Source organism: Mesorhizobium sp. YM1C-6-2, assembly GCF_003666685.1.
GTDB lineage: Bacteria > Pseudomonadota > Alphaproteobacteria > Rhizobiales > Rhizobiaceae > Mesorhizobium_K.
On the sequence record NZ_RCIZ01000002.1, the window covers coordinates 197,616 to 221,232 of the forward strand.

General features: G+C 65.4%; 23 protein-coding genes. 8 read left to right on the plus strand and 15 right to left on the minus strand.

Annotated elements, in window-relative coordinates; genetic code table 11:
• Positions 1–72 precede the first annotated feature (72 nt).
• Entirely contained in the window at positions 73–276 is a 204-nt protein-coding gene (locus tag D8676_RS05840; protein WP_348629006.1) for a hypothetical protein, read from the plus strand.
• A gap of 4 nt (positions 277–280) precedes the next feature.
• Here D8676_RS05840 and D8676_RS05845 read toward each other — a convergent pair whose 3' ends face one another.
• Positions 281–1,186: a LysR family transcriptional regulator gene (locus D8676_RS05845; RefSeq protein ID WP_183097029.1), complete on the minus strand. Its 906-nt coding sequence runs from the start codon at positions 1,184–1,186 to the stop codon at positions 281–283.
• Positions 1,187–1,289: 103 nt separating this feature from the next.
• Here D8676_RS05845 and D8676_RS05850 point away from each other — a divergent pair, with 103 nt between their 5' ends.
• The gene (locus D8676_RS05850) at positions 1,290–2,183 is read left to right on the plus strand and encodes a DMT family transporter (protein WP_121579921.1); all 894 of its coding nucleotides are present in this window, start codon (positions 1,290–1,292) and stop codon (positions 2,181–2,183) included.
• 75 nt (positions 2,184–2,258) lie between these two features.
• Entirely contained in the window at positions 2,259–2,570 is a 312-nt protein-coding gene (locus D8676_RS05855) for a hypothetical protein (RefSeq protein WP_121579922.1), read from the plus strand.
• Between the two features lie 9 nt (positions 2,571–2,579).
• Here D8676_RS05855 and D8676_RS05860 read toward each other — a convergent pair whose 3' ends face one another.
• Complete coding sequence (locus tag D8676_RS05860) at positions 2,580–2,945, minus strand: antibiotic biosynthesis monooxygenase (RefSeq protein WP_121579923.1); 366 nt, start codon at positions 2,943–2,945, stop codon at positions 2,580–2,582.
• 32 nt (positions 2,946–2,977) lie between these two features.
• Positions 2,978–3,451, minus strand: a complete 474-nt coding sequence (locus D8676_RS05865) for a MaoC family dehydratase (protein WP_121579924.1) — start codon at positions 3,449–3,451, stop codon at positions 2,978–2,980.
• Positions 3,452–3,636: 185 nt separating this feature from the next.
• Between D8676_RS05865 and D8676_RS05870 the strand changes: the two genes are divergently transcribed.
• The gene (locus tag D8676_RS05870; RefSeq protein WP_245426631.1) at positions 3,637–4,890 is read left to right on the plus strand and encodes an FAD-dependent oxidoreductase; all 1,254 of its coding nucleotides are present in this window, start codon (positions 3,637–3,639) and stop codon (positions 4,888–4,890) included.
• A 201-nt stretch (positions 4,891–5,091) separates the two neighbouring features.
• Here D8676_RS05870 and D8676_RS05875 read toward each other — a convergent pair whose 3' ends face one another.
• The 12 genes from D8676_RS05875 to D8676_RS05930 all read right to left on the minus strand — a co-directional run bounded on the left by D8676_RS05875 (position 5,092) and on the right by D8676_RS05930 (position 17,674).
• A complete protein-coding gene (locus D8676_RS05875) occupies positions 5,092–6,156 on the minus strand; it encodes an ABC transporter ATP-binding protein (protein ID WP_121579925.1) in 1,065 nt (354 codons plus the stop codon).
• A gap of 12 nt (positions 6,157–6,168) precedes the next feature.
• The gene (locus tag D8676_RS05880) at positions 6,169–6,960 is read right to left on the minus strand and encodes an ABC transporter permease (protein ID WP_121579926.1); all 792 of its coding nucleotides are present in this window, start codon (positions 6,958–6,960) and stop codon (positions 6,169–6,171) included.
• Entirely contained in the window at positions 6,957–7,868 is a 912-nt protein-coding gene (locus D8676_RS05885; RefSeq protein WP_121579927.1) for an ABC transporter permease subunit, read from the minus strand. The genes D8676_RS05880 and D8676_RS05885 overlap by 4 nt, the downstream gene beginning before the upstream one ends.
• A gap of 126 nt (positions 7,869–7,994) precedes the next feature.
• Positions 7,995–9,101 (minus strand): ABC transporter substrate-binding protein, encoded by a 1,107-nt coding sequence (locus D8676_RS05890; RefSeq protein WP_121579928.1) that lies wholly within the window; start codon positions 9,099–9,101, stop codon positions 7,995–7,997.
• Between the two features lie 241 nt (positions 9,102–9,342).
• Entirely contained in the window at positions 9,343–10,515 is a 1,173-nt protein-coding gene (locus D8676_RS05895; RefSeq protein WP_121579929.1) for an iron-containing alcohol dehydrogenase, read from the minus strand.
• Positions 10,516–10,531: 16 nt separating this feature from the next.
• Positions 10,532–11,011, minus strand: a complete 480-nt coding sequence (locus D8676_RS05900; RefSeq protein WP_121579930.1) for a DUF2569 domain-containing protein — start codon at positions 11,009–11,011, stop codon at positions 10,532–10,534.
• Positions 11,012–11,014: 3 nt separating this feature from the next.
• Entirely contained in the window at positions 11,015–12,403 is a 1,389-nt protein-coding gene (locus D8676_RS05905; RefSeq protein WP_121579931.1) for an aldehyde dehydrogenase family protein, read from the minus strand.
• 60 nt (positions 12,404–12,463) lie between these two features.
• Entirely contained in the window at positions 12,464–13,834 is a 1,371-nt protein-coding gene (locus tag D8676_RS05910; RefSeq protein WP_121579932.1) for a glutamine synthetase family protein, read from the minus strand.
• Between the two features lie 84 nt (positions 13,835–13,918).
• On the minus strand, positions 13,919–14,983 hold the full coding sequence (locus D8676_RS05915) for a TRAP transporter substrate-binding protein (RefSeq protein WP_121579933.1): 1,065 nt from the start codon (positions 14,981–14,983) through the stop codon (positions 13,919–13,921).
• 77 nt (positions 14,984–15,060) lie between these two features.
• On the minus strand, positions 15,061–16,386 hold the full coding sequence (locus tag D8676_RS05920) for a TRAP transporter large permease subunit (RefSeq protein WP_121579934.1): 1,326 nt from the start codon (positions 16,384–16,386) through the stop codon (positions 15,061–15,063).
• Complete coding sequence (locus tag D8676_RS05925; RefSeq protein ID WP_121579935.1) at positions 16,383–16,895, minus strand: TRAP transporter small permease subunit; 513 nt, start codon at positions 16,893–16,895, stop codon at positions 16,383–16,385. The genes D8676_RS05920 and D8676_RS05925 overlap by 4 nt, the downstream gene beginning before the upstream one ends.
• A gap of 17 nt (positions 16,896–16,912) precedes the next feature.
• The gene (locus D8676_RS05930) at positions 16,913–17,674 is read right to left on the minus strand and encodes an N-formylglutamate amidohydrolase (protein ID WP_121580432.1); all 762 of its coding nucleotides are present in this window, start codon (positions 17,672–17,674) and stop codon (positions 16,913–16,915) included.
• Between the two features lie 179 nt (positions 17,675–17,853).
• Here D8676_RS05930 and D8676_RS05935 point away from each other — a divergent pair, with 179 nt between their 5' ends.
• The 4 genes from D8676_RS05935 to D8676_RS05950 all read left to right on the plus strand — a co-directional run bounded on the left by D8676_RS05935 (position 17,854) and on the right by D8676_RS05950 (position 23,617).
• Positions 17,854–18,681 (plus strand): MurR/RpiR family transcriptional regulator, encoded by an 828-nt coding sequence (locus D8676_RS05935; protein ID WP_121579936.1) that lies wholly within the window; start codon positions 17,854–17,856, stop codon positions 18,679–18,681.
• Between the two features lie 206 nt (positions 18,682–18,887).
• Positions 18,888–20,051: an efflux RND transporter periplasmic adaptor subunit gene (locus D8676_RS05940; RefSeq protein WP_121579937.1), complete on the plus strand. Its 1,164-nt coding sequence runs from the start codon at positions 18,888–18,890 to the stop codon at positions 20,049–20,051.
• A gap of 18 nt (positions 20,052–20,069) precedes the next feature.
• The gene (locus D8676_RS05945; protein WP_121579938.1) at positions 20,070–23,198 is read left to right on the plus strand and encodes an efflux RND transporter permease subunit; all 3,129 of its coding nucleotides are present in this window, start codon (positions 20,070–20,072) and stop codon (positions 23,196–23,198) included.
• A gap of 110 nt (positions 23,199–23,308) precedes the next feature.
• On the plus strand, positions 23,309–23,617 hold the full coding sequence (locus D8676_RS05950) for a hypothetical protein (RefSeq protein WP_121579939.1): 309 nt from the start codon (positions 23,309–23,311) through the stop codon (positions 23,615–23,617).

Below are 23,617 nucleotides of genomic sequence, written 5' to 3' on the forward strand. Positions count from 1 at the left end.
GGAATCTTTCCTGCGGGTCTGGCAGGCGGCGCCGCGTCGCTTATGTCTAGGGGTGACAGAAAGGACGACGCGATGGCCAGTCCGAAAACGCCCGACGGCGCCAGGAAATCTCCCGCGGTGAAGTCGCTGGAGCGCGAGAAGCGCAAGCAGAAGCATGAGGGGGATTTGCGCGAGGAGGAACTCGACGAGGGCCTGGAGGACAGCTTTCCGGCGAGCGATCCCGTTTCCGTGACCTCTTCCTCCATACCCGGCGGTCCCAAGAAGAAGCGGAAATAGCGCTTCAGCTCTCCGCCGCCAGGAAGGCCTCGACTTTCTCCTGCTGCAGGCCGGCCTCCCTGCCGATCCTGCGCACAAGCTCTGCTGCGGCCTCGCGCGGCCTGCCGATGGGACGGTCCAGCCAGTAGGAAACCGGGTTCAGCGCAGTGCGCTCGTCCACCATGGCTATGCGGCCCGAGGCGAGCTGGTCGACAGTGAGCGGCGGTCGCGCCAGCGCGATGCCCAGCCCGTGGGCTGCGGCGTCGAGCACCAGATTGTAGTCTTCGAAGCGCCTGTCCTCCTGGCGCGGGCGATAGTCCATGCCGCGCGCCGAAAACCAGGCGCGCCAGGCGGACGCGTCGGAATCGTGGATCAGCCGGTATTTCAGCAGCCGCTCCGGCTTGCCCTTGCCGATCTCGGCGGCGAGTTGTGGCGAGGCCACCGGAAAGCAGTGCTCCTCGAAAAGCTGCACGGATATCCGGCCCGGGATCTTGCCGCGGCCGCAGCGGATCGAGAGGTCGAGCCCTTCGTCGGCGAGATCGGCCTGGTGGTCGTCGACGTCGAGCACGATACGCAGCGGCGTCGGTCCGGCTTCCAGCATGTGCAGCCTCGGCATCAGCCACAGGCCGCTGATCGACGGGATCGAGGTCAGCCGCACCACTGCAGGGCCGCGTGGCTCGCTCCAGCGGTCGGTCGTGTCCGATATCAGCGAGAAGGCCTCGCTTGTGCGCAGGAAGAGCCGCTGACCCTCGGGCGTCAGCGACACGCCGCGCGCTTTCCGCTCGAACAGCTTCAGCCCGAGCCATTGTTCCAGCTTGGCGATCTGCCGGCTGATGGCGCCGTGCGTGATGTTGAGCTGCTCGGCCGCCGCGCTGAAGCTGCCGGTGCGAGCGGCCGCCTCGAAACCGCGCAGCGTCTCCAGCGGCAGCATGGGCTTCAAGCTGTGATCCATATTCACAGCAGAACCCTCATTTATTCGATTGTCAATCAGCTCGCGATCGGGTTTCTTGCCGGCACTTCGAGAGGGCAAGGCAATGACGACGGCGCTGAGCACACCGACTGCCGGAAGCAGAACCGATTCCGTGGCGGTGGTCGCGATCGTGGTCATCATCTTCGCCTGGGCGTCGGCCTTTCCCGCGATCCGGGCCGGTCTCGAAGCCTTCGGTCCGCTGGAGCTTGGCGCGGTGCGCTTTGCCATCGCCGCCATTCCCGCTGCGATCTATCTTGCAATCACCAGGCCAAAGCTGCCGCAGATGAACGAACTCTGGCGCTTCGGCTTCGGCGGCTTCGGCTTCGTCGCGCTCTACACCGGCCTGCTCAATTATGGCGAGCTGACCGTCTCGGCGGGTGCGGCGAGCTTCATCATCAATGTCAGCCCGATCCTTACCGCGCTTTTCGCCACCGCCTTCCTCAACGAGCGTTTTTCGCTGATCGCCTGGGGCGGCACGCTGCTCTCCTTCGCCGGCATAGGCATCATCGCGCTAGGCGAAGGCGAGGGGCTCCGCTTCGATGCCGGCGCCTTGCTCATTCTCGGCGCCGCTTTCGTGACAGCGGCCAACGCCATCATCCAGAAACCGCTCTTCGTGCGCCACAATCCGCTGGCGGTCTCATCCTGGAACATCGTGATCGGCGCGCTTGCGCTTGCCCCGTTCCTGCCGCCCGGCCTCGATCAGGCGGCGGTCGCTGATGCAAGCGGTCTGTTCGCGGTGCTTTACCTCAGCATCGTGCCGAGCCTCATCGCCCAGGCGAGCTGGGCCGTATCGCTGTCGCGTCTGCCTGCCTCGCGCGCCTCGAACTTCCTCTACTGCGTGCCGCCGGTCGCGACCCTCATGGGCTTCTTCTGGCTGGGCGAAATGCCGGGTCTGTACGGCATCGCCGGCGGTACGCTTGCCCTGGTCGGCGTGGCTATCGTCAATCTGCGCCGCTGAACCGGGACCGGGAGCAAGGAACGAAAGCCCCGGCACATCGTTTGTTGTCCATAACTCTGCGAAGGGACAACACGAATGCATTCCCCTTTTTCACGGTTCCGCGAGGACGATCTGGAAGCGCAGGTGGCGCATCTCTCCAAGGAGCTGTCCGCGCTGAAGAAGGCGCTGTCCAGACGCGGTTCGGACGCCTATGACGATGCGCGCGACACGGCCGCGGATTTCTACAGCGACCTTCGCGACAGGTTCAGCGATGCGCTGCCGATGATGCGCAAGCACGGCCGCGCGGCCGGGGAGGCTGCGCGCGACCATCCCGCAACCACCGCCGTCGTCGGGCTGGTCGTGGTCGGGCTGCTGGTGGCGATGCTCGCCCGCAGAAGCGGCGAGTAGGCGCGGCGGTCAGCCGTCGTTCGAGGCGTTGAGTTCGTCGGGCGTCAGGCCTTCTTCGTCGAGCTGATCGGCGACGACCTGCGACAAGATCAGCCGGCGGGACTTCAGCATGGGCCCGAACGCGGCGCGCACTATTGCGAGGCGAGGATTGCTGCCGTGCAGGTCGACGGCGGTCTGGTCGGCGTAGAGTTCGCTCACCATCATCCTGTTCGGGATCGGCGCGCCCTCGGCGTCCACCGGCTTCAGCACCTCGAAGCGCAGGCAGCCGTCTTCTTCGAACAGCGTCCGCCGCGCGTGATCCTTGATCAGCGCCGTGAACTCCGCCTCGCGGCCTTCATGCGTCTCGAATTCCACGATGATGCTGATCTGCGGCACTTACTATCCTCCGGGTTCCGTTCTGTCGGCAGTCAGTCCGCCTTGGGCGGGACAAAGGTCAGCGTCAGCCAGCGCGCGGTCAAGGCCGGCTTTGCCGAACCCTCGATCTCGATCGTCACGTCGTTGGCGATCTGGACCCAGCCCGAGGGCCGGATCTTGACGTCGGCCAGCACGAAGCGCGCGCGGATGCGCGAGCCGGTCTTGACCGGCGCGACGAAGCGCACCGCATCGAAGCCGTGGTTGATGCCCATGTCGGCGCCTTCGATCTCCGGCGCGGTCTCGAAGGCGAAGGTGGAAAGCAGCGACAGCGTCAGGAAGCCGTGCGCGATGGTGCCGCCGAAGGGCGTCTCGGTGGCGGCCCGGGCCGGATCGCAATGGATGAACTGATGGTCGTCGGTGGCGTCGGCGAACTGGTCGATCATGGTCTGCGTGACCTCGCGCCAGGGCGACAGGCCGCTTTCCTGTCCGACCATCGCCTTGAGTTCGTCGAGCGTTATCGTCTTCACGCTGGCTTCGCCTCCGCCGATTTCCGTTCGCCTCCCTATCGCGGTTCCGTCAGGCATTTCAACCTCGAAGCGTGCCGCGCTGATGGAGTCTGACAGACCGGCAACTTGCCGGCATCCTGCGTCGAAACTAAGAGCATGAGGGATCAGGCTTGACCCGCTTGGGGCGAGAGCGTCGGGAAGACGGCATGAGCACAACGGACCGCAACGCAGGAATGGTCATCATCGGCGCCGGGGAATGCGGCGCGCGAGCAGCCTTCGCCTTGCGCGAGAACAGTTTTTCGGGGCCGGTGACGCTGGTCGGCGAGGAGGCGCATCTTCCCTATGAGCGGCCGCCGCTCTCCAAGGAGGCGCTTACCCGCGACGAGCATCCCGAGCCGAAATGGATAGGGCTCGCCGAACGCTTTGCCGAAAAGGGCATCTCGGTGCTGACGGGGCGGAACGCGGTCTCGATCGACAGGGCGGGGAAGTCGGTGAGGCTGTCGGACGGCTCGACGCTCGCCTACGAAAAGCTGTTGCTCGCCACTGGCGCCGTGCCCAGGCAATTGCCGCTGGCGGCAAATGCGGGGCCGCGCTGCGTGACGCTCCGGAGCTTCGACGATGCGCTCGCCATTCGCCGGCTGCTGCCACCCGGCATGCGGCTCGTCGTCGTCGGCGGCGGCTTCATCGGGCTCGAGCTTGCCGCGAGCGCGGTCAGGCGCGGCGCGGCCGTGACCGTCATCGAGGCGCAGCCGCGGGTCCTGATGCGCGGCGTGCCGGAAGAGGTCGCGGCGGCGGTGACCGAGCGCCATTGGGCCGAGGGCGCGGATATACGTGTCGGGACAGGCATCGCATCGATCGCGGGCGATGCCGGCGAGGTGCGCGTGACGCTTGCCGATGGGACCGAACTCGCCGCCGACCTGCTGGTGGTCGGCATCGGCGCGGTGCCGGTGACGGGCCTCGCCGAATCCGCTGGGCTGGCGGTCGACAACGGCATCGCCGTCGACCGCTTCCTCAGGACATCCGATCCCGACATTTTCGCGGCCGGCGACTGCTGCTCGTTTCCGCTGGAGATCTATGGCGGCCGGCGCGTTCGGCTGGAATCTTGGCGCAATGCGCAGGACCAGGGAACGCTTGCAGCCAGGAACATGCTCGGCGCCGAGGAGCCTGTCTCCGCCGTGCCGTGGTTCTGGTCCGATCAGCACGATCTCACGCTGCAGATCGCCGGACTGGCGGAGGGCGCCGAGCGGCACGTCCGCCGCGACCTCGGCGACGGCGCCTTCATCCTGTTCCACCTGGCGGCCGACGGAAGGCTGCTTGCCGCAAGCGGCATCGGCAAGGGCAATGCGGTGGCGCGCGACATAAGACTGGCCGAGATGCTGATCGCCAAGGGCACGCGGCCCGACCCGGCGGCGCTCGCCTCGCCCGAGGTGAAGCTGAAGTCGCTATTGTCGGGCGGGTAACGGGACAGGTTATTGGGTCTTCGTCTGGGCTCTGCTGTATAGGCGCAAAACGAGCCGGGTGGGGTAGCCGGAGGCAGCGCTCGACGTTCTTTTCAGCGTCGCTCAGGCGAGGCGGGTGTGAACGAACAGCCGCCAAATTTTCTTGAGATCGAGGAAAATCAATGGCTTGGCCGACGCGTCTCTCCACGCGTGGCGTTTGCCTTAATGCAGCACCAGCACGTCTTCGGGCGAGAAGCTGATCTCGGCCTTCTCGCCGACCGTCGGCGGCGGCGATGCCGGGCTGTTGAAGGTGTCGAGCGACACGGCTTCCTTGCCGAGGCCGACGCGCACGCGGATGACTGAGCCGAGGAAGCTCACCTCGGAAATCTCGCCGCCGAGCGTGGCGTCGCGGCCGGCCTGGCGGCCGAGCGAGATCGCTTCCGGACGCAGCGCGAGCGACAGCGTGTCGCCGGCCTTGGAACCGTTGAGCTTGCCTTTCAGCGTGACCTCGCCGGCGCCGACCTTGACCGTGCCGGTCGCCGCGTCGGTGACGGTGCCTTCGAGCACGTTCAGCGTGCCGACGAAGTTGGCGACGAATTTCGTGGAGGGGCGGTTGTAGATCTCGAAAGGCGTGCCGACCTGCTCGGCCTTGCCGCCATACATGACGACGATCCGGTCGGAGATCGACAGCGCCTCTTCCTGGTCGTGGGTGACGAAGACGGTGGTGATGCCGAGCTCCTTCTGGATGGCGCGGATCTCGTCGCGCAGCGACACGCGCACCTTGGCGTCGAGCGCCGACAACGGCTCGTCGAGCAGCAGGAGCTTCGGCTTCGGCGCGATGGCGCGGGCCAGCGCCACGCGCTGCTGCTGGCCGCCGGAAAGCTGGTAAGGATAGCGGTCGCCGAACTGCGGCAGCTTGATCAGCTCGAGCATCTCGGCGACACGCCTGTCGCTGTCGGCCCTGGGCACGCCGGCGACCTTGAGGCCGAAGGCGATGTTCTGCGCCACCGTCAGGTTGGGGAACAGCGCATAGGCCTGGAAGACCATGCCGATGTTGCGCTGGTTGGGCTTCAGCCGCGTCACGTCCTTGCCGGCGATGCCGATCGAGCCGGAAGTCGGCTCCTCGAAGCCGGCGACCATCCTGAGCACCGTCGTCTTGCCGCAGCCGGACGGGCCCAGGAAGGAGATGAACTCGCCGGCGCCGACGTCGAGGTTGAAGTCCTGCACGACGGTGTTGTCGCCGAAGGTCTTCTTGACATGCTGGATGGAGAGGAAGGAGTCGGCCATCTTGGATTGTCCTTAGTTCGGACGGTTGGCGGATTTCGGCGCATAGCGCGCCAGGAACTGGATCACCGACATGCAGCCCCAGGTGATCGCGAACGCGATGATCGCAAGCGCCGCCGGCTCATAGGCGCGATTGGCGCCGATATTCTGCAGATAGGGACCGAAGGCCGGGCGGTTGAGCAGCGAGGCCATGGTGAATTCGCCGATCACGATGGCGAAGGTGAGGAAGGCGCCCGACAGCACCGCGATCAGCACATTGGGCAGGATGACGCGCGCGATGATGGTGGTCCAGCCGGCGCCGAGGATCTGGGCGGCCTCGGTCAGCGTGCGCACGTCGATGGTTCTGAGCCCGGTGTCCACGGCGCGATACATATAGGGCAGCGCCAGCGTCGCATAGCCGATGATGAGCAGGATGTCGGTGCCGCGCGCCGAGGCGAGGAAGGGCAGCGGCGAGTTGGAGCCGTACATGCGGATGTAGCCGAAGACGATGACGATCGCCGGAATGACGAGCGGCAAGAGCGTGATGAACTCGACCAGCGGCCTGAGATACGGCATGCGCAGCCTGATCCAGTAGGCGGTCGGCACGACGACGAGCACACCGAGGATGATGGTGAAGACGGCGACGACCACCGAGTAGCCGAAGGTCGCCTGGAAACGCGGGTCGCCGAGCACGACCTGGTAGGCGTCGAAGGAATAGGTGCCGCGGCGCATGCGCAGCGAGAATTCCAGCGTCGCGATCAGCGGGATGAAGAAATAGGCGGCGCCGACGATGAAGGCGGCCCAGGCCCAGAAGCGCCCCGACCTCATTTCAGCCACCTCTCGGAGCGGGTTCGGAACCAGATGTAGAAGGCGTTGGCTAGCCCGGTGATGAAGATCATGCCGAAGGCGAGCGCGTAGCCGAGATGCGGGTTGTTGAGCACGTCGCCGCGGATCTGCGCATAGAGCAGGATCGGCACGATGTTGAGCGAGGAGCCGGTCAGCGCATAGGCGGTGGCGATGGCGCCGAAGGAATTGGCGAAGAGCAGGATGACCGTGCCGAGGAAGCTCGGCCACAGCACCGGGATGACCACCATGCGCCAGTATTGCCACTGGCTGGCGCCGAGTGTGGCCGCGGCCTCGCCCCATTCGCGCTTCAGCCCGTCGATCGCCGGCGTGATGATGACGATCATCAGCGGGATCTGGAAGAACAGGTAGGTGAGGGTCAGGCCCCAGAAGGAAAGGATATTGAAGCCGAGGTCGCGATAGATGTCGACGCCGACATAACGCAACAGCACGGTGACGAGGCCGAGGCGGCCGAGCGTCGCCAGGAAGGCGAAGGCGAGCGGAACGCCGGCGAAGTTCGAGGCGACGCCGGAAAAGGTCATGGTGGTGGAGCGCACCCAGTTGGGCAAGCCGCCGCGCACGATGGCGATCGACATGGCGAGGCCGATCAGGGCGCCGAGCACCGAGGAGGCGAAGCTGACCTTGATCGAGATCCAGTAGGCCGCCATGATCGAGGGCTGGAACAGCGCGCGGATGTTCTCGAGGGTGAACTCGCCGGCCGGGTTCTGGAAGGCGCCGAGGATCAGGTAGCTGGTCGGCAGGATCAGGAAAAGCAGGGCGAACAGGAAGAACGGCGCGACGCCCAGCCATTGCGTCGGCAAACGAATGCCGGCGCCGCTTGTCGGCGGTGCGGACCTGGCCGCTGCCGGGTCGGAAACGGTGATGTCTGTCATGGCCGCCAGCCCGCGCTCGCTTCGCTTGTCGCAGCTCCGGCACGGAAAACCGGATTCACCCGTGCCTGGAATTGCTCCGGATACGAGTCGGGCGGCGCAATCCGCGCCGCCCGACTCCTTGTCGTCTTACTGGACGTTGGCGCCGACCACGCTGTCCCAGCTTCCGGTGATGGCGCCCTTGGCTGCCGCCTGATCGTCGAGCGTCGGGAACACGGCCTTCTCGTAGGCGGCTGCCGGCGGCAGGGCGTCCAGCAGATCCTGCGGAACCTTGCCGTTCTTCACCAGGTCGTTGAAGCGGATCGGATGGCAGTAGCCCTTGAGCCAGAGCAGCTGGCCCTCGTCGGAATAGAGATGCTCCATCCACAGCTTCGCGGCGTTCGGATGCGGCGCGTAGGCGCTGATCGCCTGCACGTAGACGCCGGCGACGACGCCGTTGGCCGGGATCACGATCTCGGTCGGCGGGTTGCCGTTGAGCGTGTCGCGGCCCGACAGGTTGTTGTAGTCCCAGTTGATGAGGATCGGAGTCTGGCCCTGCGCCAGCGTCGCCGGCTTGCCGATGACGGGGACGAAGTTGCCGGCGGCGTTGAGCTCCTTGAAGAACTCGAGGCCTGCCTCGCCGGCGGCCTTGCCGGCCGCGGCGCCCTTCGCCAGGCCAGCGGCATAGACGCCTTGGATGGCCTGGTTGGAGGCGCGCGGGTCACCCGCGAGGGCGACCGCGTTGGCGTATTCCGGCTTCAGCAGATCGGCCCAGTCCTGCGGCACGTTCTCCACGAGGTCCTTGTTCACCATGAAGGAGAGCACGCCGTAATAGTCGCCGTACCAGTAGCCGTCCGCGTCCTTGGCCTCGGCCGGAATCGAATCCCAGGTCGCGACCTTGTAGGGCTGGATCAGGTTGTCGGCCTTGGCCGCCGGACCGAAGGAGAGGCCGACGTCGATCACGTCGGGGGCCTGCGGACCCTTGTTGTCCTTGTTGGCCTTGATCGCCTCGATCTCGTCGCCCGAACCGGCATCGGGGTTGAGTTCGTTGACGGTGATTTCGGGATATTTAGCCTTGAATGCAGCAATCACTTCGCCGTAGCCGCACCAGTCGTGCGGCAGCGCGATGGTCGTGAGCTGGCCCTCCGCCTTGGCCGCCGCCACGAGCTCCGCCGACGGCTCGGCCGCGACGAAAGCCGTGGTCGTCATGAGCGACGCGGCGGCAAGGGAAAGCAGCTTCCCCGTAAACTTGAACATGTGTTCTCTCCGTTGAACTGACGCCATTAGACGCCTCGGATGCGGTACCGCTGTCGTATGACAGTCCGATGAATGATCGGGCCGCCGGGACCCCCCAGGCAAGAAAAGTTAACGCCTTTTTCAAGGCTGTAGCAATCACCGCCGAGTTGTTTCTCGGCTAATTATTTCTGGTTCCCTCGACTGTGCTTCCCCTCCCTTTCGCGACCCTGGCCCCCTCAAGTGAAGGCGCCAGGGTTGCAGTTCAAAGCTTGCCTGCAATAGCGTTGTCGAGCAGCGCGCGTGCCGCCGTCTTGGTGAGCTTGACCGGGTTGGAGCCGGTGCTCGGGTCCTCGACCGCCATGGCGGCTATCTCGGCCTTGCGGGCGCCGTCCATCTTCAGGCCCTTGATGAGGTCGGGGAGGGTGTGCGGAACCTTGAGCTCTTTCCTCAGCTTCAGGATCGCCTTCGCGAACCCGTCGAAGCCGCCCTTGATGCCGAGATAGGCGGCGGCGCGGGCGATGCGCTCCTCGATCGCCGGGCGGTTGAAGGCGAGCACATAGGGCATGAAGACGCCGTTGGTCATGCCGTGATGGGTGTCGTAGAGCGCGCCGATCGGATGCGACAGCGAGTGGATGGCGCCGAGACCCTTCTGGAAGGCGGTGGCGCCCATCGCGGCCGCCGCCATCATGTTGGCGCGGGCGGTGATGTCCTTGCCGTTGGCGGCCGCCTTAGGCAGGTTCTCGAAGACCAGCCGCATGCCTTCGAGCGCGATGCCGTCGGCCATCGGATGGTAGCCGGGAGCGCAATAGGCCTCGAGGCAGTGGGCGAGCGCGTCCATGCCGGTGCCGACGGTGATGAAGGGCGGCATGCCGACGGTGAGCTCGGGATCGGCGATGACGATCGCCGGCAAGAGCTTCGGATGGAAGATGATCTTCTTGGTATGGGTGGTCTCATTGGTGAGCACGCCGGCGCGGCCTACCTCGGAGCCGGTGCCGGCGGTGGTGGGCACGGCGACGATCGGCACGATGGCGTCGGAATTGGCGCGCGTCCACCAGTCGCCGATGTCCTCGAAGTCCCAGACGGGTCGGGTCTGGCCTGCCTGGAAGGCGATCAGCTTGCCGAGGTCGAGCGCGGAGCCGCCGCCGAAGGCGATGACGCCGTCATGCTTGCCCTTCTTGAACGCCGCGATGCCGGCGGTGAGGTTGGCTTCCACCGGGTTCAGCTTGACGTCGGTGAAGACCGAATAGGGGATCTTGGCGCCGTCCAGTACCTTGAGCGCCGAGGCCGTCGAGGGAAGCTTGGCGAGCCCCGGATCGGTGACGAAGAGCGGCCGCTTGATGCCAGCGAAGGCCAGCGCGTCCGGCAGTTCCTGGATGCGGCCGGCGCCGAAGCGGACGGTGGTCGGGTAGTTCCATTTGGAGACGAGCTTGGTCATTGAAGCCTTCTACCGATTATCTGACGAAAGTGTTGGCGACACGCTCGGAGCGCATCGTATACGGAATCCAGATCGCAGCGCTGATGATGGAGCGCCCGATGTTGCGGACGGTGTCCTTGTCGAAAACGTCTTCGCCGGCGAACATCTCCGGGAATATCGCCTTACCGAGCATGGCGTCGGCGATCACGATGATCGGTGCGGCTGCGAGCCAGATCATGTACCAGCCCGGGAAAATCTCCAGACGCTTGAACATGAAGAAGAGCAGTGTGATCGGCGCCACAAAGAGAAGAATGGCGTTCAGCACTAGTTCGATGACGATGAAGCTCGCCTGTACGGCTGTTAGATAAGGCCATGCGTCTTTAAGACCCGAAAAATCGACCAGCCCCGCCAGGCCAATCAGGGGCGCGGCGAAGAGGCCGAGCATTGGCAGGAGGAGCCAACCGCCGAGCCCGACGGGTCCTTCCTTGATGTCAGCCGCGACGCCCCCTTCGCTCATCGATCAAATCTTTTCCCGAAGGTGATAGGATTTCGGCCGGGTCAGGTTGTCGTAACCGATGGCCGAGAGTGCCGCGCCCTTGCCGGTGTCCTTGACGCCGGTCCAGACCAGCGCCGGGTCGAGATAGTCGCAGCGGTTCATGAACACGGTGCCGGTCTCGACGCGGTCGCCGATACGAACCGCATGCTCGGTGTCGGCGGTCCAGATCGAGGCGGTGAGGCCGTAGGGGCTGTCGTTCATCAGCGCGATCGCCTCCTCGTCGTCGCGCACCTTCATGACGCCGACGATCGGACCGAAGCTCTCCTCGCGCATGACCGACATCTGATGGTTGACGCCGGTCAGAACCTCGGCGGGCAGATAGGGCGAGCCGGCCTGGTCGCGCTCGTCCTTGACGTTCAGATGAGCGGTCGCCCCCTTGCGCAGCGCCTCGGCCTTCTGCTCGCGGATGAGGTCTGCGAAACGAGGCTGTGCCATCGGACCGATGACCGCGTCCTTGTCGAGCGGGTTGCCGAGCGTCCAGTTGCGGCTTTCGGCGATGAAGCCTTCGACGAAGTCGTCGTAGACTTTCTCGTGCACATAGACCCGCTCGATGCCGCAGCAGCACTGGCCCGAGTTGAAGAAGGCGCCTTCGGCGAGGTTGGCGATGGCGTGATCCATCTTGGCGTCGGGCAGCACATAGGCGGGGTCCTTGCCGCCGAGCTCCAGCCCGAGCGTCATGAAGGTGCCGGCCGCCGCCTTCTCGATGGCGCGCCCGCCGGCGACCGAGCCCGTGAAATTGACGTGGTCGATCTTGCCGCTGCCAAGTAGCCTTTCCGTCTGGGCATGGTTCAGGACGATGTTCTGGAAGACGCCCTTGGGCAGGCCTGCCTTCTCGAAGGCCTGGGCGAAACGCTCGCCGACGAGCAGCGTCTGCGCGGCGTGCTTGAGGATGACGGTGGAACCCGCCATCAGCGCCGGCACGATGGTGTTGACGGCGGTGAGGTAGGGATAGTTCCACGGCGCGATGACCATCACCACGCCGAGCGGCTCCTTCTTCACGTAGCGACGGAAGCCGTCCTTGGGATTGGAGGCGGGCACGGGGGCGAGCGCCTTCTCGGCGATCTCGACCATATACTGCGTGCGCTCCTTGACGCCGCCGAACTCGCCGCCGTAGCGCACAGGCCGGCCCATCTGCCAGGCGATCTCAGGCACGATCTCGTCGGCCATGCCGACCAAGGCTTCCAGCATGGCGAGCATGTATTTGCCACGCGTGGCGATGGAGGTCTTCGCCCACTCGACCTGCGCGGCCCTGGCGCGTTCGACGGCGGCGTTGACCTGCTGGTCGGTCGCGACGGGACGCTCGGCGTAGATCGAGCCGTCGATGGGGGATTTGAGTTTGATGGTCTCGGTCATGCTTTCGTTCCTCGTAACTCCGGCGCAGGTCCTTGCGCTTCCGGCAAGGACAAGAGCGGCTCAGTACCTTTCAAACCCCCGGTGCAGTTCCCAGTCCGTGATGCGGCGGTCGTATTCGAGCTGCTCCCACTTGGCGGTGTGGACATAATGTTCGACGACCTCTTCGCCGAAGGCCGCCTTCATCATGCCGGACTTCGCAAAGATATCGGTCGCCTCGCGCAGTGTCTTCGGAATCTCCGGCAGCTTCCGGGCATTGTAGACGTCGCCCTCGAAGGGTTTCGACAGTTCCAGCTTCTCGTCGATGCCGGCGAGCCCTGCCGCGATTAGCGCGGCGAAGGCGAGGTAAGGATTGAGGTCGGCGCCGCCGATCCGGCACTCTGTGCGGATGCCTTTGGTACCTTCCCCGCAAAGACGGAAGCTGGCGGTCCGGTTGTCCCGGCTCCAGGCGATGCGCGTCGGCGCCCAGGTCGCCACCTGGAAGCGCTTGTAGGAGTTGATGTAGGGCGCCAGCATCAGCGTGTACTGGCTGGCGTATTTGAGCTGGCCCGCCACCCACGACCGCATCAGCGGCGACATGGTGTTCTCGGCTTTCTTGTCGAAGAACAGCGGCGTCTTGCCGTCGGCGCTCCACAACGAGTTGTGGACGTGGCTGGAGCTGCCGGCCAGCGAATAATTGTACTTCGACATGAAGGTGAGCGACTTGCCGAGGCCCGCCGCGATCTCCTTGCAGCCGTTCTTGATGATGACGTGCCGGTCGGCCATCTCCAGCGCTTCGGCGTAGCGGACGTTGATCTCTTCCTGGCCGGGCCCGGCCTCGCCCTTGGAATTCTCGACAGGAATGCCGGCGGCGTCCAGGCCGTTGCGGATCGCCCGCATGACGGCTTCCTCCTGGGTGGTGATGCCGATCAGGTAGTCGCCGATATAGGGGGATGCGGTCGCGACGTTCTTCCAGTTCTTGGCGCGCGCCGCCGCATAGGTCTCGTCGAAGAGGTAGAATTCGAGTTCGGAGGCCATGTAGGCCATCCAGCCGCGATCCGTCAGCCGCGCAACCTGCTTCTTCAGGATCGCACGCGGCGAATGCGGCACGTCGTCATGGCTCTGGTGGTCGAGCAGGTCGCACAGCACGAGCGCCGTCTTATCGAGCCAAGGAACGTGCCTCAGCGTGGAAAGGTCGGGCTTGAAGACAAAGTCGCCGTAGCCCTTTTCCCAGTTGGCCGCCTTGTAGCCGGAAACCACCTCCATATCGATGTCGACGGTGAGCAGGTAGTTGCAGCCGTGGCTCTCCGCGTAGCCGGATTCGACGAAAAACTTGGCCAGAAAGCGCTTTCCGACCAGACGTCCCTGCATGTCCGCCGCGCAGGCGAGCACGGTGTCGATCTCGCCGCTGGCAACGGCCTTCTTCAACTGGTCGAAAGTCATGTTGCCGGCCATCTGGTGTCCTCGTCACTGCACGCTGTTTGTCGTCTGAAAAGGGGGACCGGCCGCGCAAGTGGCGCGGCCGGCAGGTTTCGAAACTTAGCTGTAGCGGTACGGCGCGCCAGCCTTGTTCATCGAGTCGTTGTATTTCTTGATGATCTCGACGACCTTGGCGCTGCGCGGGCTCTGGCCGGCGACCTCGTCCCAGAACTTGGTCGCCTCGTCCTCGACCTGCTTCCACTCCGCGGCGGGAATGGTCGTCAGCTCCAGCTTGCCCTCGTTGCGGTACTTAGCCTCGCCCGCCCAGTACCAGTGCTGGCGATAATAATGCGAGGAATCCATCGCCAGCTTGAAGAGCTGCTGCAGGTGCTCCGGCACCGCGTTCCACTTTTCGGTGTTGACGAAGTAGGAGCCGGCCCATGCGCCCGACAGCGGGTTGGTGAGGTAATACTTCAGCACGTTCGCCCAGCCCACGGTGTGCATCTCGGTGATGCCGCACCAGCAGACGCCGTCCAGTTCGCCGGTCTGGATCGCCGGCTCGACGTCTTCGTAGGGCAACGACACCGGCACCACGCCGAACTTGGAGAGGAACTGGCCGCCTGTCGGGAAGGTGTAGACCCTGAGGCCCTGGAGGTCGGCCAGCGAGTTGATCGGCTTGGTAGTGCCGAAGTTGCAGGGATCCCACGCGCCGGTCGAGAGCCAGGTCACGCCGGGAATCTCGGCGTAGGCTTCCTCCCAGACTTCCTTGAGGCCGTGCCAGTGCCACAGCGCCGGCACATCGAGCGAATAGCGCGAGGCGAGCGGGAAGTAGGCGCCGAACACCTTGACGTCGACGGGCGCGGCAGCCGAGTCGTCGTCGCTCTGGGCGGCGTCGATGGTGCCGGACTGCACGGCGCGGAACAGCTCGCCGTGAGGAACGAGCTGGTCGGCCGTATAGAGCTCGATCTCCATCTCGCCATTGGCGGCCTTGTTGAACCAGTCTATCGAATTCTTGACGACGTGCTCTGCGAGCGCCGGGCCGGCATAGGTCTGCAGGCGCCACTTGATAGGGCTCTGCGCCTTCACGTAAGGCGTCGCGAGCAAGGTGGCGCCGGCAGCGCCGGCGCTGGTCAGCACCGATTTGCGCAGGAAGTCGCGTTTGCTGAGGTTGGTCTTCTCCGTCATCACTACGTTCTCCTCTTTCTCGTTGCGGTTTCAGTATCGAATACCCTGCCCGGAGGCAGTCATGTCCCCGGCCGTCGTCACCCCCCGCGGTAGAGCGACGGCAGCCACAGGGCGATCTCAGGGAAGACCATCAGGATGATGATCGACAGAACCATCAGGAAGAAGAAGGGGATGATCGAGCGATAGATGTCGATCAGGGTCACCTCGGGAGGCGCCATCGCGCGCATCAGGAACAGATTGTAGCCGAAGGGAGGCGTTATGTACGCGATCTGGCAGGTGATCGTGTAGAGGATGCCGAACCAGATGAGATCGAAGCCGAGCGCCCCCACCAACGGAATGTAGAGCGGCGCCACGATGACCAGCATCGCGGTGTCGTCGAGGAACATACCCATGACGATGAAGGAGAGCAGCATCAGGATGAGGATCGTCCAGGGGCTGAAATCGTATGTATCCACCAGCAGGGTCTTCACCGCCTTGACCGCTCCCAGCCCGTCATAGACCGAGCTGAAGCACAGCGCGCCGAGGATGATCCACATGAACATGCACGAGATGGTGAGCGTGTTGCGCGTGGAATCCTCGAACACGCGACGGTTGAGGTTGCCCGACCACCAGGCGGCGCCGACGGACAGCAGCGCGCCGACGGCCGAACTCTCCACCAGGCTGGTGACGCCGGTGAGGAACAGTCCCATCATGATGAAGAAGATCGCCAGCGGCAGCAGGCCCGAACGCAGCAGCGCGAATTTCTCGGAGCGTGTGATCTGCGCGCGCTCCTCGGCCGGCAGCGCCGGCCCAATCTCCGGCTGCAGGAGGCAGCGGACATAGACGTAGATCGCGAAGATGACCGCCATCAGCAGGCCCGGCCCGATGCCGGCCAGCCACAGGTCGATCACCGGCGCCCGCGCAATCATCGCGTAGAGCACCAGCACGACGCTCGGCGGAATGAGGATGCCGAGCGACGAACCGGCCTGGATGACGCCGGTCACCATCACCTTGTCGTAGCCGTGGCGAAGCAGCTGCGGCAGCGCGATCGTCGCGCCGATCGCCATGCCGGCGACCGAGAGGCCGTTCAGCGCCGCGATCAGCACCATCAGGCCGATCGTGCCGAGAGCCAGACCGCCGCGAACCGGGCCGAACCAGACGTGGAACATGCGGTAGAGGCCGGACGCCATGCCCGATTCCGACAGCATGTATCCCATGAAGACGAAGAACGGCACGGTGATCAGCGGATACCAGTTCAGCACCTGGAAGGTGGCGTTGAACGGCATCTCGAAGGAGCCCTGTCCCCACAGCCACAGCGCCGCAGCCGAGCCGACGAAACCGATGACGCCGAAGACGCGCTGGCCGGTGAACAACAGCACCAGCATGGTGCCGAACATGAACAGTGTGATCAGCTCGGAGCTCATGCGAGGGGCTTTCCGCGCGCAATGGCGATGTCTTTGAAGAGGGCGCTGACGCACTGCAGCAGCATCATGAAGATCGCGGCCGTCATCACGACCTTGATAGGCCACAAGGGCGGGCTCCACGCGGAGTAGTTCTTCTGGCCGTAGACGATCGCGTAATTCGTGCTCGACAGGCCGCCGCCGAAGAGGACGGCAAGATAGAAGATGACGAACAGGATGGTGAATGCGTCAGTGATGGCGCGATTGCGCGCCGACAGCCTGTCATAGAGCAGATCCATCCGCACATGCTGGCCGAGCTGGAACGTGTAGGCGCCGCCGAGCAGGTAGTAGGCGGACAGGATGAACTGCGACATTTCCAGCGCCCAGTTGATCGGCAGGCCGAGGAAGATGCGCGATGCCGTGGAGGCGAGCAGGATCGCCGCCAGCGGATAGAGCAGGTACATGGCGAAGCGGCCGATCCTGTAGTTCAGGCCGTCGACCACTCGGACGAATATGCGGATCGGCTCGGGCAAGGCGCTTGTGCTCCTGTCTACGAATCGAGATGCGGGTCTGGGTGCCCGGCGGAAGCGGGCAGGCGGATGTTTCCGAGGATCTGCGCGAGCAGCTCCGCCCATCGCGCCTGCCCGTCGGCGTCGGCGATCTCGGCATTGCTGATCTCGATCATCACGCAGGGGAGGCCGCGCGAACGCGCATGCCGCTCCAGCGTGAAATAGACGCGATCGGCGGGCGAATAGGGCTGGTTGATGCCGACGTCGAAGCGTTTCGTGGCTTGCAGGGCGGCGATGAGGGGGGCCGACAGGCGCTCGTCCTGGTCGTGGATGACGCCGATCTCCCAGGGACGGACGACGTCCTTGTAGACGGGGGTGAAGGAATGGATCGAGACCAGCCAAGTGGCGCGGCCGGCGGCCAGCCGCTCTTGGACCAGCGACTCGATCGTGTCGTGGAAGGGGCGCCAGGAAAGCGCGATCCGCTCGGCGCGGTCGGCCTCGGCGAGGGCGGCGTTGCCGGGGACGAGCGTGGTCTCGCTGATCTGCGGGATGAGGTCCGGCGCATCCAGCGGCCGGTTGCAGTCTATGGCGAGGCGCGACACGCCGGCCTCGACCAGCGCGGCGTCGAGCATATCGGCCATCTTGAGGGAAACGGGCAGCGCGCCCGGGTCCCAGGCGATGTGGCGCAGCATGTCCGCCGGCTTCAGGCCGAGCGTGCCGAGATGCGGCGGCAGGTAGTTGGATGCATGATCGCAGACGAGCAGGAAGGGCGACGTGCCGGCGCGGTTCGTGACCCGAACCATGCCTTTCTCCACCACGCCTTCGCCGGCGTGTGCCGCCTGCCTTGCATGCTGCATGCGAAGCCCCTCCGACGCTGTATCGTATGTTACGATTTTTGTTTCATTGCGTCGTCGTGGATGATTTCATACACCTTTCGCGGCTTTGTCAAATCGGTTTTGGAAAGAAGTGGGGGACGGCAAAGATGAAAACCGGCGTCGCCGAACTGATCTCCGACCGCATGGACTCGATGCCTGCGGGGGAACGGCGCGCCGCGCAGGCGCTGATCGCCGGCTACCCCGTCGTGGGGTTGAAGACGGTGGCGGAGTTCTCGCAAGTCGCCGGCGTCAGTTCGCCGACCATCCTTCGCTTCGTGGCGCGGCTGGGGTTCCACAACTATCCCGAATTCCAGGCGGCGCTGCAGGACGAACTGGCGGCGCAGTTGCAGTCGCCGGCCTCGCGGGCCGGGCTGCCGCAGCCGTCGCGGCGCGGCGGCGTTCCGCCCACGGTCGAGGCGACGCTGGAAAACATCCACGAGACGTTCCGCCACGTGTCCGAAAAGCAGATCGCCGACATGGTGACGCTGCTGTCGAACCCGAAAGCCGCGGTTTTCCTGATCGGCGGGCGCTTCACCGACCCCGTCGCCCACTACATGGCGGCGCATCTGACCATCATCCGGCCCAACGTGCTTCACCTCGCCGGCCAGGAAAGCAACTGGCGCGACCGGCTGATCGACATGGGCAAGCGTGACGTGCTCCTGATCTTCGACATCCGCCGCTACCAGGAAAGCCTCGCCCGCTTCGCCGAGAAAGCGCATCAGCGCGGCGTCCACATCATCCTGTTCACCGACCAGTGGCTGTCGCCGATCGCGCGTTTTGCCCGCCATGTCGTCGTCGGCCGGACCGCCGTGCCGTCGCCCTGGGACTCCTCGGCGGCGCTCTTCGTCGTCGCCGAAACCCTGATCGGAGAGCTGACGCGGCGGCTCGAGGCGGACAGCGCGCGGCGCATCGGCGAGATGGAGGGCCTGCGCTGAACAAGCTTTTGTGAACAATCGTTTACCGGAACGCAGGCGCTCTACCTTACCTAGATTTAATGATAAAATGGGTGCGCCGGGGCCGTGAAATTGTCATAAGGCGCCAGTAGGGATTCCTGGGGACAGGGCGTGCAGGGTCGCGCCTCATCCTCAATCCAGCATGACCGTTACGGGCGCATCCCTGGCCCGCCGGACCCGGAGTGTCTATGACAGCCTGGAAACAACTGCTCCTTGCCCTGGTCGTTCTGGTCGCAGCCGCGGCCGCATGGGTGAAGTTTTTTCCGGGCGCTTCCGAGATTCTGGCGGGCTGGGGCTTGGGCTGGGCCGTGCAGGTCGCCGGCGATGCGAAGCCGCAGGGCGGGAACGGGGAACCGCGCCGCAGCGGCCCCCAGACCGCGGTGATCACCGCGCCGGTGATCGAGGCCGTCATCAACGACAGGCTTTCGGCGATAGGCACCGGCCGGGCGAACAATTCGGTCACCGTCAAGCCCTATACGGCCGGCCGGGTGACGACGATCGAGCTCGAATCCGGCGCGCAGGTCGATGTGGGCACGGTGATCGCGCGGCTCGACTCGGAGGTCGAGGAAATCGCGCTCGACCGCGCCAAGATCGCACTCGCCGATGCCGAGGCGAAGCTGGAGCGCGTCCGCTCGCTGAGATCGAGCAATACGGCGACGCAGGTGCAGGTGACGGACGCCGAACTCGTCGTCGGCAACGCGAAACTGGGCCTGCGCGACGCGCAGCTCAACCTCGACCGCCGCGCTATCACCGCCCCGATCGAGGGCATCATCGGCATATTGCCGGTGGAGGCCGGCAACTACGTCACCACCGACACCGTGGTCGCCACGATCGACGACCGTTCGCAGATCAAGATCGACTTCTACGTGCCGGAGCGCTTCGCCGCCAACATGGCGGTCGGCGGCCGCCTGACGGCGTCGCCGATCGCGCGGCCGGACGAGGTGTTCGAAGGCACGGTGAGCGCCGTCGACAACCGGGTCGACGACAAGAGCCGCACGCTGCTCGTGCAGGCCGCCATCCCCAACGACAAGGACACGCTGCGCGCCGGCATGTCGTTCCGCGTCTCGGTCAAGTTTCCGGGCGACGCCTATCCCTCCGTCGATCCGCTGGCGATCCAGTGGGGCACGGACGGCGCCTTCGTCTGGGTGATCCGCGACGGCAAGGCGAAGCGCACGCCGGTCCGTATCGTCCAGCGCAACACCGAAAGCGTGCTGGTGTCGGCGGAAGGCATCAGGCCGGGCGATACGGTGGTGACGGAAGGCGTCCATGCGGTGCGCGACGGCGCCGAGGTGCTCATCGCCCGCAGCGAGCCCGGCACGACGCGGCCGGCCGTGGTCGGCAGCGGCTCGTAGCGCGGGGCAAGGCGCGCGATGTCGGAAGCCAGCAACGCCCATCCCGAAAACGGCATGACGGCGCTCTTCGTGCGCCGTCCGATCCTCGCCTTCGTGATCAACACGCTGATCATCGTTGCGGGGCTTGCCGCCTTCTTCGGCGTCGAGGTGCGGGAACTGCCCGACGTCGACCGGCCGGTAATCACCATCACCGCCGACTACCGGGGCGCGGCGGCGGAAACCATCGACCGCGAACTGACCGACGTGCTCGAAGGCGCGGTGTCGCGCGTCTCCGGCGTGAAGTCGATCTCCTCGACATCCTCCTACGGCCGCAGCCGCGTCACCGTGGAGTTCAACGACGGCGTCGATCTCGACGTCGCCGCGTCCGACATGCGCGACGCGGTCGGCCGGGTTACCGATCAATTGCCGGACGACGCGGATCCGCCGCGCATCGTCAAGGCCGACGCCAATGCCGACGCGGTGCTGCGCCTCGCCGTTACCTCAGACACGATGTCGGTCGAGGACATGACGATCCTGATCGAGGACCAGATCCTCGACACGCTGTCGGCTGTGCCGGGCGTGGCGGACATCAGCGTCTACGGCGACCGCGAGAAGATATTCCGCATCGACATCGACCAGGCGAAGCTCGCCAGTCTCGGCCTCACCATCGCCGACATCCGCAACACGCTGTCGTCGATCGCCCTGGACACGCCGGCCGGCGCGCTGACCACCAACGACCAGAACATCATCGTGCGCGCCACCGCCGACGTGACGACGCCCGATGCGTTCGAAGCGCTGATGATCGGCGACCAGAACCGGCTGGGCGACGTGGCGACGGTGACGCTCGGTCCCGACATCGCAGTCTCCTCGCTGCGCTCGGACGGCAAGACGGGCATCGGACTCGGCATCATCCGGCAGGCCGAATCCAACACGCTCGACATTTCCGACGGGGTGCGGGCGGCGGTGGCGAACATCCAGAAGAACCTGCCGGAAGGCATGAGCATCAAGGTGACCAGCGACGATGCGGTCTTCGTGCGCGGCGCGGTGCACGAGGTCGAGATCGCGCTTGTGATCGCCGTGTCGATCGTGCTGCTCGTCATCTATCTCTTCCTGCTCGACCTCAGGGCGACGCTCATTCCGGGCCTCGCCCTGCCGGTCGCGCTGATCGGCACGATCGCGGCGATCTACCTCGTCGGCTTCTCGGTCAACATCCTGACGCTGCTGGCGCTGGTGCTGGCGACCGGTCTCGTCGTCGACGACGCGATCGTGGTGCTGGAGAACATCGTGCGCCGGCGCAACGAGGGCATGGGGCCGCGCGCTGCCGCCGTGCTCGGCACGCAGGAGGTGTTCTTCGCGGTGGTCGCCACCACGGCGACGCTGGTCGCGGTGTTCGTGCCGCTCTCCTTCCTGCCCGGCCAGACCGGCGGCCTGTTCCGCGAATTCGGCTTCGTGCTGGCGATCGCGGTGATGCTTTCCTGCGTCGTCGCGCTATCGCTCTGCCCGATGCTCGCCTCGCGCATGCTGACGGCGCATGCCGGCGACCATCATGGCGGTGTGATCGGCAATATCGGCGGCAAGCTGGCCGGCCTCTACCGGCGCTGCCTGCACGCCTGTCTCGGCGCGCCCTGGATCGTCGTGCTGGTCTCCCTGCTGTTCGCCGCGAGCGCCTATGGCGCTTTCGGGCTGATCCGGCAGGAGCTTACGCCGTCCGAGGATCGCTCGCTGGCGATGCTACGCATCAACGCGCCGCAGGGCGTGAGCCTCGACTACACGACGCAGCAGCTGCGCCGCATCGAGCAGTTGATCCAGCCGCTGCGCGATTCCGGCGAGATTCAGGCGACCTTCGCCAATGCCGGGCAGGGCGGTTCCGTCAACAGCGCCTTCATGGTGATGGCGCTGGCGCCGTGGGACGAGCGCGAGCGCTCGCAGCAGGAAATCATGGCGGAGATCGTCAGGCTGGTGGCCGACGTGCCGGGCGTCCGCGCCTTCCCGGTGACGCCCAATAGCCTCGGCATTCGCGGCGCCGGCAACGGCCTGCAATTCGCGGTGATCGGTTCGAACAGCTATGCCGAGCTCGGCGAGACGGCAAACAGGATCATCGCCGAGATGGAGAAGGATCCGCGTTTCCAGCAGCCGCGCCTCACCACCGACGCGACGCAGCCGCAGCTTTCCGTGTCGATCAACCGCGACCGCGCCTCGGACCTCGGCATCGACATCGTCGGGCTCTCGGAAGCCATACAGGCGATGCTCGACGGCAACGAGGTCGATGAGGTGTTCATCGACGACCGTTCCTTCGCGGTGAAGCTGGTCTCCACCACCAATCCGATCAACGACCCGACGGATATGGAGAACATCTTCCTGAAGACGGTCGACGGCCGGTTCGTGCCGCTGGCCTCGATCGCGACGCTGACCGAGAAGGCGGTGCCGCCGTCGCTGGCGCGCGAGCAGCAGCTCAGGGCGGTCGCCATAACAACCAACCTGGCGCCGGACTTCGCGCTGGGCGACGCCTATCAGCGCGCCCAGGAGATCGCGGGGCCGATGCTGCCGGCCGGCAGCCGCATCCTGCCGCTCGCCGAGGCGGCGACGCTCGGCGAGACCAACAGCGGCATGATGACGATCTTCGGCTTCGCGCTGGTCATCATCCTGCTCGTGCTCGCCGCGCAGTTCGAGAGCTTCGTCAGCGCCGTGATCATCATGGCGACGGTGCCCCTCGGGCTTGCCTGCGCGGTCTTCGCGCTGCTGATCACCGGCACCAGCCTCAACGCCTATAGCCAGATCGGCCTGGTGCTGATGGTCGGCATCATGGCGAAGAACGGCATCCTGATCGTCGAATTCGCCAATCAGTTGCGCGATCGCGGCATGGACGTGCGCCAGGCCATCGAGGAGGCGTCCAACATCCGCCTGCGGCCGGTGACGATGACCATGATCTGCACGGTGCTCGGCGGCTTGCCGCTGGTGCTGGCGTCGGGCGCCGGGGCGGAGGCGCGCATCGCGCTCGGCTGGGTGATCGTCGGCGGCCTCGGCATGGCGACCATCTCGACGCTGTTCCTGACCCCCGTCGCCTATCTGCTGTTAGGGCGCTTCGTCACGCCGAAGGTGCAGGAGGAGGCGCGGCTGAAGCGCGAACTCGAGGAAGCCGCCTATTCCGGCGTGGAGCCGGCCGAGTAGGCTCTTGCGGCTTCCCCGCCTGCCGGAACCATTCCTGCCGGCCTGAGGTTATGGCGCAAGCCGGCGGGTGAGCGCCTGGCCGCCGGCAGCTCAACAGGAAGGGACAAGCCATGAACACCGCGAACCTGCAGCTTCAGGGCCTTCTGCTTGCCGTCGCCTCCATCAACAACGCGCTGGTGCACAAGGGCCTGCTCAGCATTGACGAGATAGACCTTGCCTTGCGAAAAGCCGAGGCGAGCCTGACCGGCGAAGAGAGGCTGTTCGAAGACATGTCGCCCGCCAACCGTGACGCCATCTGCTTTCCGATCCGCCTGCTGCAACTGGCGAACAACAGCCAGGGCGAATCGAGCATGCCCGGCTTTTCGGAACTGGCGCGCATGGTCGGGCAGACCAAGGAACACTACAACGACCAAATGTGA

Excerpts from the sequence above, each read along its gene's own strand:
- D8676_RS05840 (WP_348629006.1), top strand. The coding sequence starts at position 73 with ATGGCCAGTCCGAAAACGCCCGACGGCGCCAGGAAATCTCCCGCGGTG.
- D8676_RS05845 (WP_183097029.1), bottom strand. The coding sequence starts at position 1,186 with ATGCTGCCGCTGGAGACGCTGCGCGGTTTCGAGGCGGCCGCTCGCACC.
- D8676_RS05850 (WP_121579921.1), top strand. The coding sequence starts at position 1,290 with ATGACGACGGCGCTGAGCACACCGACTGCCGGAAGCAGAACCGATTCC.
- D8676_RS05855 (WP_121579922.1), top strand. The coding sequence starts at position 2,259 with ATGCATTCCCCTTTTTCACGGTTCCGCGAGGACGATCTGGAAGCGCAG.
- D8676_RS05870 (WP_245426631.1), top strand. The coding sequence starts at position 3,637 with ATGAGCACAACGGACCGCAACGCAGGAATGGTCATCATCGGCGCCGGG.
- D8676_RS05875 (WP_121579925.1), bottom strand. The coding sequence starts at position 6,156 with ATGGCCGACTCCTTCCTCTCCATCCAGCATGTCAAGAAGACCTTCGGC.
- D8676_RS05880 (WP_121579926.1), bottom strand. The coding sequence starts at position 6,960 with ATGAGGTCGGGGCGCTTCTGGGCCTGGGCCGCCTTCATCGTCGGCGCC.
- D8676_RS05885 (WP_121579927.1), bottom strand. The coding sequence starts at position 7,868 with ATGACAGACATCACCGTTTCCGACCCGGCAGCGGCCAGGTCCGCACCG.
- D8676_RS05890 (WP_121579928.1), bottom strand. The coding sequence starts at position 9,101 with ATGTTCAAGTTTACGGGGAAGCTGCTTTCCCTTGCCGCCGCGTCGCTC.
- D8676_RS05895 (WP_121579929.1), bottom strand. The coding sequence starts at position 10,515 with ATGACCAAGCTCGTCTCCAAATGGAACTACCCGACCACCGTCCGCTTC.
- D8676_RS05900 (WP_121579930.1), bottom strand. The coding sequence starts at position 11,011 with ATGAGCGAAGGGGGCGTCGCGGCTGACATCAAGGAAGGACCCGTCGGG.
- D8676_RS05905 (WP_121579931.1), bottom strand. The coding sequence starts at position 12,403 with ATGACCGAGACCATCAAACTCAAATCCCCCATCGACGGCTCGATCTAC.
- D8676_RS05910 (WP_121579932.1), bottom strand. The coding sequence starts at position 13,834 with ATGGCCGGCAACATGACTTTCGACCAGTTGAAGAAGGCCGTTGCCAGC.
- D8676_RS05915 (WP_121579933.1), bottom strand. The coding sequence starts at position 14,983 with ATGACGGAGAAGACCAACCTCAGCAAACGCGACTTCCTGCGCAAATCG.
- D8676_RS05920 (WP_121579934.1), bottom strand. The coding sequence starts at position 16,386 with ATGAGCTCCGAGCTGATCACACTGTTCATGTTCGGCACCATGCTGGTG.
- D8676_RS05930 (WP_121580432.1), bottom strand. The coding sequence starts at position 17,674 with ATGGTTCGGGTCACGAACCGCGCCGGCACGTCGCCCTTCCTGCTCGTC.
- D8676_RS05935 (WP_121579936.1), top strand. The coding sequence starts at position 17,854 with ATGAAAACCGGCGTCGCCGAACTGATCTCCGACCGCATGGACTCGATG.
- D8676_RS05940 (WP_121579937.1), top strand. The coding sequence starts at position 18,888 with ATGACAGCCTGGAAACAACTGCTCCTTGCCCTGGTCGTTCTGGTCGCA.
- D8676_RS05945 (WP_121579938.1), top strand. The coding sequence starts at position 20,070 with ATGTCGGAAGCCAGCAACGCCCATCCCGAAAACGGCATGACGGCGCTC.
- D8676_RS05950 (WP_121579939.1), top strand. The coding sequence starts at position 23,309 with ATGAACACCGCGAACCTGCAGCTTCAGGGCCTTCTGCTTGCCGTCGCC.